General features: G+C 43.5%; 17 protein-coding genes. 6 read left to right on the top strand and 11 right to left on the bottom strand.

What is annotated here, in order from left to right; all coding sequences use genetic code 11:
• Positions 1-55: 55 nt before the first annotated feature.
• Together uvrC and trxA are read right to left on the bottom strand one after the other, a co-directional pair.
• Positions 56-2008, bottom strand: a complete 1953-nt coding sequence (uvrC, locus tag NSS87_RS25890) for an excinuclease ABC subunit UvrC (RefSeq protein ID WP_339243420.1) — start codon at positions 2006-2008, stop codon at positions 56-58.
• A 121-nt stretch (positions 2009-2129) separates the two neighbouring features.
• The gene (gene trxA, locus NSS87_RS25895) at positions 2130-2447 is read right to left on the bottom strand and encodes a thioredoxin (protein ID WP_042130884.1); all 318 of its coding nucleotides are present in this window, start codon (positions 2445-2447) and stop codon (positions 2130-2132) included.
• A 358-nt stretch (positions 2448-2805) separates the two neighbouring features.
• Here trxA and NSS87_RS25900 point away from each other — a divergent pair, with 358 nt between their 5' ends.
• A complete protein-coding gene (locus NSS87_RS25900; RefSeq protein ID WP_143759540.1) occupies positions 2806-2961 on the top strand; it encodes a YqzM family protein in 156 nt (51 codons plus the stop codon).
• A gap of 165 nt (positions 2962-3126) precedes the next feature.
• Here NSS87_RS25900 and dnaI read toward each other — a convergent pair whose 3' ends face one another.
• The 3 genes from dnaI to NSS87_RS25915 all read right to left on the bottom strand — a co-directional run bounded on the left by dnaI (position 3127) and on the right by NSS87_RS25915 (position 6229).
• Positions 3127-4083: a primosomal protein DnaI gene (gene dnaI / locus NSS87_RS25905; protein WP_149644997.1), complete on the bottom strand. Its 957-nt coding sequence runs from the start codon at positions 4081-4083 to the stop codon at positions 3127-3129.
• A gap of 18 nt (positions 4084-4101) precedes the next feature.
• The gene (locus NSS87_RS25910; RefSeq protein ID WP_042191562.1) at positions 4102-5640 is read right to left on the bottom strand and encodes a DnaD domain protein; all 1539 of its coding nucleotides are present in this window, start codon (positions 5638-5640) and stop codon (positions 4102-4104) included.
• Positions 5641-5932: 292 nt separating this feature from the next.
• Positions 5933-6229: a YuiB family protein gene (locus tag NSS87_RS25915; RefSeq protein WP_042130887.1), complete on the bottom strand. Its 297-nt coding sequence runs from the start codon at positions 6227-6229 to the stop codon at positions 5933-5935.
• Between the two features lie 282 nt (positions 6230-6511).
• Here NSS87_RS25915 and hemQ point away from each other — a divergent pair, with 282 nt between their 5' ends.
• Positions 6512-7264 carry a hydrogen peroxide-dependent heme synthase gene (hemQ, locus tag NSS87_RS25920; RefSeq protein ID WP_339243421.1) on the top strand — a complete coding sequence of 251 codons (753 nt, stop codon included), beginning with the start codon at positions 6512-6514 and terminating at the stop codon, positions 7262-7264.
• 53 nt (positions 7265-7317) lie between these two features.
• On the opposite strand, the gene NSS87_RS25925 is transcribed toward hemQ, so the two are convergent.
• Together NSS87_RS25925 and NSS87_RS25930 are read right to left on the bottom strand one after the other, a co-directional pair.
• Positions 7318-7596 (bottom strand): hypothetical protein, encoded by a 279-nt coding sequence (locus NSS87_RS25925; protein WP_042191567.1) that lies wholly within the window; start codon positions 7594-7596, stop codon positions 7318-7320.
• Between the two features lies 1 nt (position 7597).
• Positions 7598-8791: an NAD(P)/FAD-dependent oxidoreductase gene (locus NSS87_RS25930; RefSeq protein ID WP_042130890.1), complete on the bottom strand. Its 1194-nt coding sequence runs from the start codon at positions 8789-8791 to the stop codon at positions 7598-7600.
• A gap of 304 nt (positions 8792-9095) precedes the next feature.
• Between NSS87_RS25930 and NSS87_RS25935 the strand changes: the two genes are divergently transcribed.
• Positions 9096-10097 (top strand): NAD(P)/FAD-dependent oxidoreductase, encoded by a 1002-nt coding sequence (locus tag NSS87_RS25935; RefSeq protein WP_042130891.1) that lies wholly within the window; start codon positions 9096-9098, stop codon positions 10095-10097.
• A gap of 131 nt (positions 10098-10228) precedes the next feature.
• Here NSS87_RS25935 and sda read toward each other — a convergent pair whose 3' ends face one another.
• The gene (sda, locus tag NSS87_RS25940; protein WP_036685584.1) at positions 10229-10372 is read right to left on the bottom strand and encodes a sporulation histidine kinase inhibitor Sda; all 144 of its coding nucleotides are present in this window, start codon (positions 10370-10372) and stop codon (positions 10229-10231) included.
• A 314-nt stretch (positions 10373-10686) separates the two neighbouring features.
• A complete protein-coding gene (locus NSS87_RS25945) occupies positions 10687-11349 on the bottom strand; it encodes a YheC/YheD family protein (protein WP_042191569.1) in 663 nt (220 codons plus the stop codon).
• A 331-nt stretch (positions 11350-11680) separates the two neighbouring features.
• On the opposite strand from NSS87_RS25945, the gene NSS87_RS25950 reads away from it, so the two are divergent.
• Entirely contained in the window at positions 11681-11890 is a 210-nt protein-coding gene (locus NSS87_RS25950; protein WP_339243422.1) for a hypothetical protein, read from the top strand.
• Between the two features lie 67 nt (positions 11891-11957).
• Here the strand turns inward: NSS87_RS25950 and NSS87_RS25955 are convergent, their stop codons facing one another.
• Both NSS87_RS25955 and NSS87_RS25960 read right to left on the bottom strand, forming a co-directional pair.
• The gene (locus NSS87_RS25955) at positions 11958-12410 is read right to left on the bottom strand and encodes a GNAT family N-acetyltransferase (RefSeq protein WP_076285244.1); all 453 of its coding nucleotides are present in this window, start codon (positions 12408-12410) and stop codon (positions 11958-11960) included.
• Between the two features lie 101 nt (positions 12411-12511).
• The gene (locus NSS87_RS25960; protein ID WP_042191575.1) at positions 12512-12871 is read right to left on the bottom strand and encodes an iron-sulfur cluster assembly accessory protein; all 360 of its coding nucleotides are present in this window, start codon (positions 12869-12871) and stop codon (positions 12512-12514) included.
• A 372-nt stretch (positions 12872-13243) separates the two neighbouring features.
• Here NSS87_RS25960 and mqnE point away from each other — a divergent pair, with 372 nt between their 5' ends.
• Both mqnE and NSS87_RS25970 read left to right on the top strand, forming a co-directional pair.
• The gene (gene mqnE / locus NSS87_RS25965; protein ID WP_076285245.1) at positions 13244-14350 is read left to right on the top strand and encodes an aminofutalosine synthase MqnE; all 1107 of its coding nucleotides are present in this window, start codon (positions 13244-13246) and stop codon (positions 14348-14350) included.
• Positions 14351-14399: 49 nt separating this feature from the next.
• Positions 14400-15461 carry an FAD-dependent oxidoreductase gene (locus tag NSS87_RS25970; RefSeq protein ID WP_042191580.1) on the top strand — a complete coding sequence of 354 codons (1062 nt, stop codon included), beginning with the start codon at positions 14400-14402 and terminating at the stop codon, positions 15459-15461.
• Positions 15462-15509: the final 48 nt, after the last annotated feature.

The raw sequence follows: 15509 nt of genomic DNA on the forward strand, positions 1-15509 counted from the left end.
CTGCTGTGACACCTTTTTTATATTTACGTATACATCATTCCAGTATTTCGAATGCCTATGTCGCTGGCTCTTCATCCTTGAGCACCTCAAGAATTTGACTAGCCAGCTTTTCGCCTATAGAAAGTGATTTAAAATCTTCTATGGAGGCTTCTTTAATTTTCTTTAACGATCCGAAATGCTTAAGCAGCGCCTTGCGCCGCTTCTCGCCTATACCTGGTATGGAGTCCAGTTTAGAAGTAACCATGGACTTTCCACGTTGTTCACGGTGGAAGGTGATGGCGAATCTATGCACCTCATCCTGAATCCGTTGCAACAGATAAAATTCCTGACTATCCCGAGCCAAAGCGACAGGTTCTGGCGGATCTCCAACCAAAAGCTGAGCCGTCTTATGCTTATCATCCTTGACGAGACCACAGACCGGAATGAATAACCCCAGCTCGTTCTCCAGAATATCAATAGCTGAGGATATCTGCCCTTTACCACCATCGACTACGATAAGATCTGGTATCGGCAGGTTCTCTTTCAGCACCCGTTCATACCGCCGCCGGATGACCTCGCGCATCGTTCCATAATCATCCGCACCCACCACCGTACGAACCTTATATTTACGATACTCTTTTCGTGCGGGCTTGCCATCAATGAAGACAACCATCGCAGAAACCGGATTAGTCCCTTGAATATTCGAGTTATCGAACGCCTCGATCCGGCTTAAGCGTTCGAGCCCCAAGCTCTCGCCTAAGCTCATTGCAGCACCAGAGGTACGTACTTCATCTCGTTCAATAAGCCGGAACTTCTCATCGATTGCGACTGTAGCATTTTGGCAGGCCATACCGACCATCTGCTTCTTGAGGCCACGCTGTGGCACTAGCACTTTGGTGCCGAGCCACTCCTGTAGAATAGAGGCGCCACCTGCAGCATCAACGACACCTGCTGCTGATGCTTCCGCAGCGGCCATTTCACGGGCCTCAACTTCTTCAGGCGATTCGGGGGTATCTTCCCCCTTTTGTAGATCTTCTTCGGCTGGAGCAGCAATGACAATCGCCGGTTTAGCTTCTTTATCAACCACTGCTTCCTCGTCAAGCACATCCGGCAGAAGAATCTCCTGCGGCAGAGCAGGATTATCACTGTAATACTGCGTCACATAAGACATAAAGTCACTGTAGGCTTCCCCATAGAACGGAAAGACAGAGGAGTGACGCTGAATCATCTTCCCTTGTCTCATGTACAGAATCTGTACACACATCCATCCCTTGTCTACCGCATAACCAAATACGTCACGATCCTTAGTATCTGTGGTGTTAATCTTTTGTTTCTCCATCAATGCATCAATATGGATAATCTGATCCCGCAGTTCCTTCGCCCGTTCAAAATATAATTCCTCAGCAGCTTCCTGCATCTTCTGCTGTAGATCCTTCTTAACCGCATCATGACCTCCGCTCAGAAAAGCAGCGATATCTTGCGTAATCTGCTCATACTCGGACTTCTGCACTTCCTTCTCACACGGTGCCAAGCATTGGCCCATGTGATAGTAAAGACAGACTTCCTTTGGCATTACGCCACATTTACGGAGCGGATACATACGATCGAGGAGCTTTTTCGTTTGCTGTGCAGCATAACCATTAGGATAAGGGCCGAAATATTTTGCTTTATCTTTAATCACCCGGCGTGTGACTTCAAGCCGAGGGTGAGTTTCATTCGTTATTTTGATATAAGGAAATGTCTTATCGTCCTTCAGAAGTACGTTATAACGCGGCATATGCTTCTTAATCAGATTGCACTCGAGAATGAGCGCTTCCATGTTACTGGACGTAACAATATATTCGAAATCAGCAATGTTAGCGACAAGCCGCTGAGTTTTACCATTATGACTGCCTGTAAAATAAGAGCGAACCCGGTTCTTAAGCACCTTCGCCTTACCCACATAAATAATGGTGCCTTCTTCATTCTTCATCAGATAGCACCCGGGCAGGTCGGGTAATAGAGCCAGTTTGTTGCGGATATTGTCCAAAATGATCCCCTCCAGCTAAATTGGACCCATAATTAATTGGCATTCAGCACACAAAACGCCTCCGGAATGAACCGAAGGCGCTGAGCGGCAGGGCCGAGGCCCGAACAGTAGCATTTAACAATTATTGATGTTTAGCTACGATATTTTTCAGGGATTCTTTGGAGTTCAATCCCACAACTTTATCTACCGGTTGACCGTCTTTGAAGAAGATCAGGGTTGGGATACTCATCACGCCAAAACGGGAAGCCGTTTCCGGATTCTCATCCACATTCAATTTTGCAATCTTCACGCTGTCTCCCAGTTCTGCGGACAATTCGTCCAAGATTGGAGCAATCATCTTACAAGGACCACACCAAGGAGCCCAGAAGTCTACTACTACAGTACCTTGACCTTCCACTTCGTTACTGAAGGTTTGGTCAGACACGTTCACGATAGCCATGATATTGTTCCTCCTCTAAAGTTTTACGAAACATTACTCCACTCTAAACCAAAGCTTAGTTTATGGAAGCTGCTCCGAAAATATAAGTTAATAAATTGTTTCATGTAATATGATAACCAAATTACCACTTACCGACACAATTCCAGTATAACATATCTTTAAGGGATATGTTATATATCACATACAATTATATTGCCCTCAAACTAATTTTATTTACGTTACTCTTTTCTTTACAATCTCCCCAGCCTTTCGGTATACTCTAAGAAAGCGCATTAAATGTCAATGACTTATTTCATAATGGTCAACTCAATTTGCATCTTAACAATACAGGCATAGTCCCTGTAAGGAGGCAGAAGCTATGGATGTCAACGCGCAAGCACGGGACCCACGAGAACATATCAACGAAGAACCCCGCAATGATCTAGGCGATTTAATGAATGGATTTTTCGGAATGACTGCATTTATGACCGTTGTCTTTTTCGGCATGGTTATCATTAAGTTCATTTCGGAGTAAGGGAATCATCGCAATATAAACAGAGGCCGTCTCAAAAGTAGTCAATGCTACTTTGGGGGCGGCTTCTTTTTTTGAGAGTAAATAAGAAAAAACAGAGAGCAACGACCCTCCAATAAAAGGAGAATCGCTGCTCTTTTGAATGTTACGATTATGAATATTTCGAGTTTATCTAATCGTCCCCCGTTGATTCTCCCCATGCAGTGGAATAACATCCACAAAAGGAGCAATACGATCCATCAAACGTTGACCTTTATAAATCTCCTCGCCATCCTTGCTCGTAAAGCTAAGATGTTTCTCCAAACCATCGAGCGGATAATTTGAGGTATAGAAGGTTGGCTTACGGTTCATCCGATAATTAAGAATCGCACCAAGCACATGATCACGCGCCCATGGATTCAAGTTCTCCGCACCAATATCATCAAAAATAAGTAAATCGCAGTTTTTCAACGTATCTACGGTTTCCTTCATCTTCTGGCCGTCCATCATGATCGACTTCAAATCCTCGATAAAATCTGGCATATATACGATAACTCCAGTATAGCCGGCAACAGCAAGCTCATGAAGCAAGTAACACATCAGAAATGTTTTGCCTGTTCCGAAAGTTCCATGTAAATAAATCCCGCGCGAGGTTAGACCCTCTTCTTTAACGCTCGTGATATAATCAAATATTTTATTAACCGCTGAGACCCGGCGTGGATCCTTGCCCATAATATCTATTTCATCATAACCGCCATTGAGCACACGCTCGTCCACATAAAAGCTACGGATACGTTTGCGGATGTTATCCTGATTATCCTGTGCCACTTTAAGCCGGCATGCCGTCTTTCGCTCATATAAGTCCGCCGAACCATTCACGCTCTCGACCGTAAGTTTGCTAAAGTGACCAGGGAAATCATTCGGACATTTCTCTAGACCCGGACAGTTCGCACAGTGGCGGCTTTCCTCTACATATTGATACAGGCGGCTCATATGAAGCCGCAGTCGCGAATCATCTAACTCAGGATGTTCAGACTGTAATGCCTTCACAAGTGGATGATTGAATAACTCCTGTTCAAGATCGCGTTGACGCTGCCGTAGAGTTGGATTGTTGATCGAACGAAGCACATCGCCCATAGACTCCATAGTTCCACCTCTCTTTCATTACGGCGCTTGGGAAACGCCTTTTTTCTTGTTGGCTTTAATTTCTGCCGCTTTCTTCATCATCGCCGCGAATTCCTCTTCCGATACCGTTCCGGCACTTCCATCGTCCAGCACAATCGGAATTTCCGGTTTAGCGGATCGACCTGTATTTTTGGCATATGAACGTGATCGAGATCCTGCCGCCGTGTTAGTTGTAGCTCCCTTGCCTTTCACTTTGGACTGATCCCTGATATATTTTACAGCCTTTTCGTAGGTGTTCACCTGTTTAACCAGCATATTGGAAGCGATAGCCTCCACAAAATTGCGGTTCATTCGCTGTTCTCCACCTGAGGCTACCATAGTCATTAAGTAATGAATAAGTACATTGATTACTTCACCGCTTAGCTTATAGTTCAAATCTATTTTCTCGAACATATCCATCAAATGACTGGGTACTGCACCTGGGAAAAAAGTTTGAAGCAGCCGCGTATAAGGTTCGTTCCGCAGCATCATATTATATTGGTGGATGTCACATTTGGACAAAAATTGTGGTGGTACTTCTACATAATACTCCATCTCTACAGATTGCTCCGGTGGTGCTATAGAATCATCATTCTCTTCAGAGGCACTGGAACGGATGGAAACAACCTTAGCAGCAGCAACTTCACGCTTTTCTTGTCGTTTCATATCCTGCCTGAAATGCTGGCTCGCTTTATATTGCAGTGCATCCAGAATAACCTCGCCATCCGGTGAGAACACGCCATCTTCATCCAGCAGACGACATAAATCCTGCGGACTGAGTTCGTACTTATGAGCTACATAGTTAATAACACCCATTTGAGTATGGTCAAAACGCAGTTTTTCTACATGAGCCCGGTTCACGGATTCCCTTGGAAAACGCAAAATAATATCACTATATCCAATCGCTTGTTCTCCAGATTCACGCATACCAGGCTGACGCACAGTGGCTACTTCTGCAAGTGCCTGCTCCAGCTCATAATCAATGACATGTGTATTAAGTTGAAAAATATCATAAAAAGGCACGGAGATATTCTCTTTGCCTATGGATCTGCGACTCCACTCTTCTGGCTCTCGATTCCAGAATTGTTCCCGTAAGGACAGCACAGCAAATTTGCCGATTTTATCGCGTAACAGCAACGTCAAATGCTGAGTGGCAAAAAAGTCAGCTGGCGATAGCGGCGGCATAAGCTCATATTCATATAAGTAATCATCGGTTTCCGGCACATAGATTCGACAGGTCTGTAGCAGACCTACCGCTTCTAACCGGGAAGCCTGATCTATTAAATATTTGCGGCCTTTCTCATTTGGTTCAACGCCTAGCGTCATAAATAATCTGCGCTGTTGCTCCACTCCAGAATAGCCAATGCTATCTGCTGGCACATGTTCAACCAGCAAGCGATAGAAACTGATTGCAAAAGCTCCTACCATAGGCTGATACACAGAGCTAAGCATACGTCCATCTATAACACTAAGACCAAATTCGCGGGAAACGCAGTACCGATGATGTTCGGTGAAATGATGTAAGTTACTCATGCGCATCTACGGATACCCCCTTGTTTTCACGAATTCATACAGGATTCTATTCTATCATAAAAAACGTCGCCGGAAATGTAAATAAACTACCAATTCCGACTCTTTTCGCTATATAATCAGCTTTTTCATACGATTATCTACCTCTATTAAACAAGAAGAAACGGCTTCACTGTCCTCTGGAAGAGGAAGGTTCCGTTTCTCGCTGAATTTCAAAATTGATTCTTAGCGTAGAACTAAAAGCTTATATGTTCAAAAAAACGACTCTCACATCAGAGCCGAAGGTCTTCCGATTAAATCTTTAAAACATCTTGTAACCGCCAAAGCGCAGTTTTTGAATGGTCCATCCACTCAATATAGCACCTGCAAGACCAGCGACACCAGTTAAGTAATCAACAAAGTGGAAACTGGAGAGATGCTCCCAGAGCGACATCGCGCTTCTATCCCAAATGGAATAGACTACGACGGGTAGAATAATAAGTACGAATAGATAAGCGGGAAACCAGGTTGTCTTCATTAACATGTTAAGAATAAATCCAATACCAAACATCATCACAAAGAATAAAACGGTTAGGATAAACACTGGAATAAACCCCATCTTACCGTCACTACCCCTTTCTATAAAGAAGCGCACATCTTATACGAGCTAGTAGTAAGTTTACTAGAAAAAATGTCACGAAGCAATGAACTTTATTCAAAATCAGGTCTAATACTCTTACAACGGAATGTCATCATTTGCTCTAAGCAACTTGATTGCGATACAATGCATATAGATTAATAAATCATACATAGTCTATGATGCAGGAGCTTCGTAGCTAGTTTTACGCGACGTTATTTCAAGCGGAGCCTATGCTTCGTAAAACTTTTAAGGAGTGAGATCATGAACGAAGCCGCTATGACACTGGAAGGCTGGTATGCATTGCATGACTTCCGCTCACTGAACTGGACCGCATGGACGGCAGCAGATGATGAAGAACGTGCCGTTGCTCTGGAAGAATTACATGCTTTTATGCAAGAATGGAGTCCTGTCGAAGAAGCCAAACAAGGCAGCTCCGCGGTATATTCCATCGTTGGCCAGAAGGCCGATTTCGTAATGATGTTCTTGCGCGAAAGCTTGGAAGATCTGAACCAGCTTGAGACGGCCTTTAACAAAATCGCTTTTGCTCAATATACAACTAAAGCCTATTCTTACGTAAGTATTGTTGAATTAAGCAATTACCTTGCGGGGGGCAGCGATGGTAGTGATCCTATGCAGAATCCGCATGTTATCGCACGTCTAAAACCTATTTTGCCGCAAGCGAAGCATATTTGCTTCTACCCAATGAACAAGAAACGCGAGCTCGCCGATAACTGGTATATGCTTGATATGGATAAACGTCGGGAGCTGATGGCTTCTCACGGATTAATCGGACGTGGTTATGCGGGTAAGGTGAAACAAATTATTACCGGCTCCGTAGGTTTTGATGATTGGGAATGGGGCGTAACCCTGTTCGCTGAAGATCCGCTGCAATTCAAGAAGCTGGTTTACGAAATGCGCTTTGATGAAGTCAGTGCTCGCTACGGCGAATTCGGACCTTTCTATGTCGGCAACCTGCTGACTGAGGATTCTTTTGAAGAAATGCTTAAATTGTAATAACAAAAAGGGTGAGTCTCCAGATCTTTATGGAGACTCACCCTTTTTAAATGCTATAACGAAGTTCCTGCTTCCTCATCCTCTTCGCTGTCATCTTCATCATCACGCAGACTTTCCAAATATTCAGCCGTAGCCCTGTCACGCGCTCGCCCTTTTTCCTTTAAGCGTTCAATGCCAGGGAGAATGAGCAGATCAATTTCCTTTTGAACAACATACGCTAGATCGTACTGATTCTGATCCTCAAGATAAGATCCAACCTCAATCAGTCCGTTATATCGGTCCAATTCTTCTCGGGTCAGCAATCCACGCACCTGCACGCTGCAGTGACGCATCTTATAAGAATCTTCCTTTTTTCAGAACCAGCGGAATCCCACCGATAATGAACAAATAGCGCATATCCACAACTTTTTTCAATTGAGCTGCAGTCCAGCCCTTGTAAGTTTTGCTGCCAACTACAGCAATCCCTTGACCTTTACCTAGAGAAGCTACTGTTCCTTTATTGCTGAATGCAAATTTCTTTGGTTGTTGATTACGGATCGCAGCCACCAAATTATGTGCACAGCACTCTCCCTGTTGCATAGCAATTTGTGCCGTTGGCGGATAAGGACGCCCTTCTGGGTTAATCATCAAGGAGCCGTCTCCAATAATGAAGATATTGTCTTGGCCTGGTGCACGTAAATATTCATCTACTTTCACACGTCCACGCATAGCTTCAAATCCTGCAGCTTCAATCAGACGATTCCCTCGAATTCCGCCTGTCCATACAATCGTAGAAGCCTTAATCTCTTCGCCTGATGCCAGAATTACACCGTTTGGTAGACATTCCTTGATCGCAACGCCCATCTTGAATGTAACACCCTTCTTAGTGAGCAAGTTCATCGCATACTCAACAAGTTCAGGAGCAAATCCAGGCAGAGCTGTTGGAGCAGCTTCTATGTTATATATATTTACCATGCTTGGATCAACGTCAAATTCTTTGCACAACCCCGGGATGCGGTCAGCTAATTCGGCCACAAATTCAATTCCGCTAAAGCCGGCACCACCGACTACGAAATTGATATGCTCCTGTGCATTGTTCTCGTTCTTATATTTGGCAAATTGATACTCAATATGTTCACGAATCAAACGAACGGAGTTGATGCTCCGGATCGTCAGTGCGTATTTATCAAGTCCTGGAATACCGAATGTTTCAGGCTCTCCGCCCAAAGCAATGACGAGATAGTCATACGAAAGAGTACCATCCTCCAAAATAATCTTTTTCTGCTGGGTACGAATTTCCTGAACAGATGACTTAACGAGATCGATCTTGAATTCATCGATTAGTTTAGAAATAGACACCCGAGTGTGTTCAATACTATCTGTACCCGCGGCAGGCATATGTAGATGGGTAGTAAAATAGTGGTACTCGTGACGGTTTACGAGCGTGACATCCGCTTCATTATAGTTCAAAGCCTTCTGTAAGCGCTGTGCGGTCAAAATACCCCCATAGCCCGCGCCTAAGATTACGATTTTGGGAATACTACTCATGTTCCGGCTCCTTCCAAGAGGTAAATCTGTCTTTGTATTTTTTATTGAAACAATGTACGGTCCTTTTTGTGAATTTATACACTTATATTTAGAAGAAATTCCAATCAAACTTAAAGGATTTCTAAATTGACCATATCCATTGTAAACCTTAGTGTACTATTAATCAAACATTAAAATACTAAAAAACGTCACATTCTTATTGTGTTCTAAAGTCTTTCTTTGCAGGTATGTGTCACAATGTTTATAATAAGAAAGAATACAAGTATGGCAAAATGAATATATCAACTCGGAGGTGTAATATCCCGTGACACAAGAGCAATCCGGCGTTCCTATGAGCGACCTTTTAATCATAGGTGGCGGTCCAGCTGGCATGTTTGCCGCATTTTACGGTGGGATGCGTCAGGCATCCGTAACACTTATTGAAAGTATGCCCCAATTGGGAGGACAACTTGCTGCACTTTATCCTGAAAAATACATTTATGATGTAGCAGGTTTTCCAAAAGTAACTGCACAAGAATTGGTTGACAACCTGACACGGCAAATGGATATGTTCCAATCGAATATCCGGCTGGAGGAGAAAGTAATTTCTGTTCAGAAACGGGACGAACGCCATTTTGTAGTTACAACTGATGTAGCAGAATATCACAGTAAAGCTATTATCATTACAGCTGGCGTAGGCGCTTTTGAACCTCGTCGTTTAGAACTGCCAGACGCAGGACGGTTTGAAAAAGCCAACCTTCATTATTTTGTAAATGATTTAAATGCCTTTAAAGATAAAAAAGTTCTGATTAGCGGTGGTGGAGATTCCGCAGTAGACTGGGCACTAATGCTGGAACCGATCGCGGAGCAAGTAACCCTGATTCACCGCCGGGATAAATTCCGTGCGCATGAGCACAGCGTAGAGAATCTGATGGCTTCCAAAGTTAACGTAATTACACCTACTGAAATTACAGAACTGCATGGTGACGAGTTTATTACTAAGGTTACCTTATCTCATATCAAGACCAAGGAAACACAAGAAATCGAAGTCGACAGTGTAATCGTCAATTTCGGATTTGTTTCCTCTCTGGGACCCATTGCAGAGTGGGGCATCGATATTGAAGGGAACTCCATTGTCGTTGACTCACGTATGGAAACGAGTATTCCGGGAATCTTTGCAGCTGGCGATATTACCACATATCCAGGTAAGCTGAAGCTAATTGCTGTAGGATTCGGCGAAGCCCCAACGGCTGTGAATAATGCAAAAGTCTACATCGATCCGGAAGCCAAGCTTTCACCAGGACACAGTAGTAATATGAAACTCTAATTCTATCTACCACAATAAAAAAGGGTATTCTGACAGGCCTATCAATACTAGCCTATCAGGATACCCTTTTATGTTTGTGACTCGCGGTTTATTTATATGTAGCCAGCTACAAAGGTATACTTTGCGCTCTTTTAATGAAGAACCGCATGAACTGGAGAGTGTAAGTTTCGTTTGCGAATCTCAACGAGTAGAAGAGCGATGAAATCATGCTCTAGTTGCAGTTCTATCGCTCTATGGTAAGAGTCTAGAAGCATCTCATCGGACAATTCAACCATAACGTTCATCTACCTTTCCTGTATTTGGATCTGAATCTATCATATCAAACTATCATTTTTCGAACAAGCGTTCGTGTTATCCACAAGTACATGTGGAAATCCTGTGTATAATATGTGCGTAAGCGTTACAAAGGTGATACCTGCACAGTGGAATATGGGGATAATAGTTATACACAGGACTGAACCACTTGTATACAGCTAAAAATATATTTTTATTGTAAATAAATTACAATATAATTTACCCCAAAAGAACGCAACTAAACGCAATTTTATCTTACTACTCTATTATCGTCAATTCTAAAATTTTTGTTAATTTACTGAGGTCTTGTATTAACCTCCAGAATCCATATTTTACCTGAATAATCCACGGCGTAATCAAAACCCAGTTCCCCTATTCCAGGGAAATGCCGCTCCATCAGTTCGATACATACGAGCGTTAGCCTGCGCATTTCTGCTTTCTTCGCTGAGGCTTTAATTCGAGGCAAGGATCTGCGAAGTCCTTCTCGACAAGAAAGCATCGTGCCACCTTTACATAAATTAGTTACGAACAGGCCAGGCCGGGCCAATCTTCCCACCATAGAGCGAAACTCCCAAACACCACCATTTCTCACTACTTTGACCCGATAATCAATAGGACGCCCACCAATCCTGGCGAGAGAAATCCCCTGTTGAATCAAATATTTACGTCTAACCTTGACGAAATGAAGCGCTCGTCTCATGGATCTAAAGTCCTTGTAAATTCGAGTTCTGTCCATATAAGTAAATCCATAACCTCGACTATCCCGAAACACTTTAATTACACCGTAGCCTCCACCGCCAACTATTGGTTTAATAACAACATTTCCGTATCTCCGGAGCATAGCTAACAGTGAGTCAGCCGAATACACCCTCGTCATTGGTATATAATGAGAAACCCTCGCGTCACTGAGCAATGCTTCTGTCTTCAACCATTTGCTAGCCAATTGTCTTCCCGACATCGTCCTTTCCCTCCTTTCACATTCCAGCCTACCCTATACATTACTCAGAAAAGGCCCCACCCTCTTGTATGATTGTCCGTGTAGGAGGAAGCTCTTAGCAAAAAGGGCTTAGAGCTTGTATCGACAACATTCTCAATCTCGCAGGTTAGATTGCAGATTTTGTAGAACCTCATTTCTGAACATTCGACATCTAAATCGCAATGGATGAGTTCACTATAACTAGAATAATCTTCAAAATCGTTGTATTATTAATAGCGGTTACATTTTCAATTCCTACTATATAAATAATGAATTAGAGGCTCGCTAAAAAACAGCGCGGGGAGGGCTCGGAATGGCTGAGTTTTTCGAGGTATTATATTGGGTGGCCATGCTTGGGATGTCCATCGTATTGGCTGGAACGACTATACTGATCTGCGCTATTGGCTTTAAATTCATTAAAGACAGACGCAGAGCACTGGGTGCTGGCTGTATTGCCTTTTCCCTTGGAGCCGCAGGGCTCATCGTGTTTATGATTAATTACAAGTTTATTATTCCAGCCTAATTGTACGCAGGAACAAACAAAAGCCCTCTCGAGGAATTCCATCGGAGGGCTTTTGCTTGTATGTCATTCATATATCTAGCGTAAGACGGATCATATCCACTACCTTGATCCCATTTTCAACAATCTCTTCACTGTAATGTCTGATAAAAAAATCTCTATCGATTCCGGTAATTCTAAATCCACATTTCTGATAAAGAGCCAGTTGTCCTACACTAGAATTCCCCGTACCCACTTCAATCGTCTTCGCACCAAGTAATCTCGCATTCTGAATCGCATGATAGACCAACTGCTTTCCTATCCCTTTACTTTGCTGATTCTCATCAACGGCTATATTTACTAGCTCCACTGTCTCAGGTCTCGTTTGTAGCAAAACATAGACACCTATAATGCAATTCTCCACTTCAGCTACAAAACATTGCCCTCTTTTTAAATACGCTTCAACAAGACTTAGGGAAGGATCGGCTAATAACAACAAATGTAAGGGTGGTTGTTCTTCTGCGTTTAATTTCCTAATTAGCATGCTTAGAGCTCCTTGTGATGACTTTTGTCATTGAGAATAAAAAAAGCCTCCAAGCCCGTGTTGTAGAACTCAACATGGGGCTTGAAGGCGTAACGTCGCGATTAGCAAGGCTCTTCGTTCGGTTTTCCTGCATCCGTAGCTGTACGGAAGCTTGAGCCACAGCCACAGGTTGCAGTAGCGTTCGGGTTATTAATGGTGAAGCCACCTGTCATGCCGGATTCTTCAAAATCAATTTCGAGACCATCAAGGTAACGAAGATTTTCTTTCTCCACGACAACCTTCATTTCTTGGATGTCCATATATACGTCCTGATCAGTTTCATTATCATCAAAGCCCATAGCGTAAGAGAATCCACTGCAACCGCCGGGCGTTACTCCAATACGGAGGAACATGTTCGGCACTTCTTGTTCAGCAAGCATCGCCTTTAATTGTTCTGCTGCCTTTTCGCTAATATTAATCATGATCATATCCTCCTATAAATTAAACTTACTTCAACAGAAAAACTTATGTTTAAGGGACCTTCCGGCCAAAAGTTACTTTCTTAAAAATATTTACTTAATAAACTCAGTATAACCGACTATTTCATTACCCTCAAGTCACAACTGCCTTATGCCTGACCTATCGCACCAAAATAAACCATCCATATCCAGCTGTTGATCCCCTTATAAGAGAGGTTTATAATAAGGAAGGCAAACATAAGTAAAAATTCGGAAATTTGTCACGGAGGATAACCCTCCGCTTTATTTTCATGAATGAACAGCTACCATCTGGGTAAGTCTGGGAATTATCTGCGGGCAATGGACCCCGTAAAACTTTCAGGAGGAATTCATAATATGTCTACTCTTTTCACCCCCCAAACAGACGCCCGAATGATGAACATTATTGAAAAAGTTCGCGGCGGCGAAAGATTGAATTTAGAAGATGGCGTTTATTTATATCAAAGTAACGACCTACTTACGATTGGCCAATTAGCAAATGAAGTCAATCTTGCAAAGAACAACAACAGGGTATATTTTATCGAAAACATGAGTCTATATTTCACCAATGTTTGCGAATCTCACTGTGCATTCTGCAATTTCCGCAAAGATGATGGAGAAGAGGGTGCTTATACCCTTTCCGGTCAGGAAATGGTGCAATATGTCGAACAGCATATTCATCCAGGTGTGCGCGAATTCCATATCGTAGGCGGTCATAATGACAAGGTTCCTTTCCAGTATTACGTGGATTCTTTAAAAGCCTTGAATGAACGTTTCCCTGAGGTAACCTTAAAAGCATACACTGCAGCCGAAATCGATTTTTTCACCCGAATTAGCGGATTGAGTATTCGTGAGGTACTCGAGCAGCTGCGTGCTGCAGGACTTAAGACACTTACTGGTGGCGGTGCAGAAATATTATCCGATCAATACCGTAAAAAAATGCGTGTAGATAAAGCTAATGTGGAAGAATATCTAGAAGTTCACCGAACAGCACATCAGCTTGGCATGAAGACACATACAACTATGCTTTACGGCTCGATTGAATCTCATGAAGATCGTATCCGGCACATGATGCAGATCCGCGATCTACAGGATGAAACCAATGGCTTTATGGTATTCATTCCATTATCTATGCAGCCTAAGAACAAGAATGCAGGAATTATGCGCCGCAACTCCGCTTATGAGGATCTGAAGACGATTGCGATCAGCAGATTGATGCTGGATAATTTCGATCACATCAAAGCGTACTTTATTAATATCGGTCCTCAGCTTACTCAAGTTGCACTGAACTTCGGTGCTTCTGACGTCCATGGTACTATTCTTAAAGAACGCATTAGCCATGCGGCTGGTGCCTTAACACCTGAAGGCCTCACTCGCGATGAATTGATCTGGTTAGTAAAAGGTGCTGGACGAATTCCAGTAGAACGCGACACGTTCTACAATGCGATAAAGGTATACGAATAAAAGACTACCTAGATCCGTTATCCTATATTGGAAAGGAAGTTCGGTCAGCATGAGAACACTACTCGTTCTGGGCGGCGGCTATGGCGGCTTGGCCCTAATTCAAGAATTGCTCAATAATCACCTTCCACAGGATATTGAAATTATCTTAATTGACCGAATGCCTTATCAAGGAATCAAAACGGAATATTATGCGCTTGCCGCAGGTACAGTAACTGACTATCACTTGCGGATCCAGTTTCCGGTTCATCCCCGTCTCACTATCCGTTACGGTGAGGTGAGTTCCATTGATTTGGAGAGTAGAATCGTTACAATGGAGCCTGACGAGACTGTGTCTTATGACATACTTGCCATTGCACTAGGTTGTACCGACAATTACCATAACATCCCTGGAGCTGATCAATATACTTGCAGTATCCAGACCTTTGCAGGAACACGCGAAACTTACCAACGTTTAAACGATGTGAAGCCTTATGGAACAATAAACATTGTAGGCGGAGGACTAAGTGGAGTGGAATTGGCGGCAGAGCTTCGGGAGAGCCGACCAGATCTTAATATTGCTATTCTGGATCGCGGTGAACGTGTCTTATCTGCCTTCCCTGCGAAGCTGTCACAGTACGTGGAGGAATGGTTTCACCACCATCAAGTCCAGACACTTGGACGTGTCTCCGTATCCCATGTAGAGAAAGATGCGCTTTTTAACGGTACAGAGGAAATTCTTTCAGATGTTACGGTATGGACCGCAGGGATCCAACCGGTGAAGGTTGTTCAGGAATTAACAGTCCCGAAGGATCGCGGAGGACGAATCATTCTGGATGAATATTATCGTGTACCTGATTATCCAGAAGTGTATGTAATTGGCGACTGTGCCAGCCTGCCATTCGCTCCAAGCGCACAAGCCGCAGGAGCGCAGGGTGAGCAGGTTGCTCAGGTTATTCAAGCCATGTGGCGCGGCGAGACCCCTAAGCTTCATCCTATTCGTCTAAAGGGTACCTTAGGCTCACTAGGCAAGAAAGCTGGATTTGGTCTGATGGGCCAACGCTCCGTCAAAGGACGGGTTCCCCGTATCCTTAAGAGCGGGGTGCTCTGGATGTCAAAACGCACTTTAGGATAAACCTAAGGGCTGCTCTTTTCCGTTATAAATACGAAAAAGAGCAGCCCT

Source organism: Paenibacillus sp. FSL F4-0243 (genome assembly GCF_037963295.1).
GTDB lineage: Bacteria > Bacillota > Bacilli > Paenibacillales > Paenibacillaceae > Paenibacillus_AQ.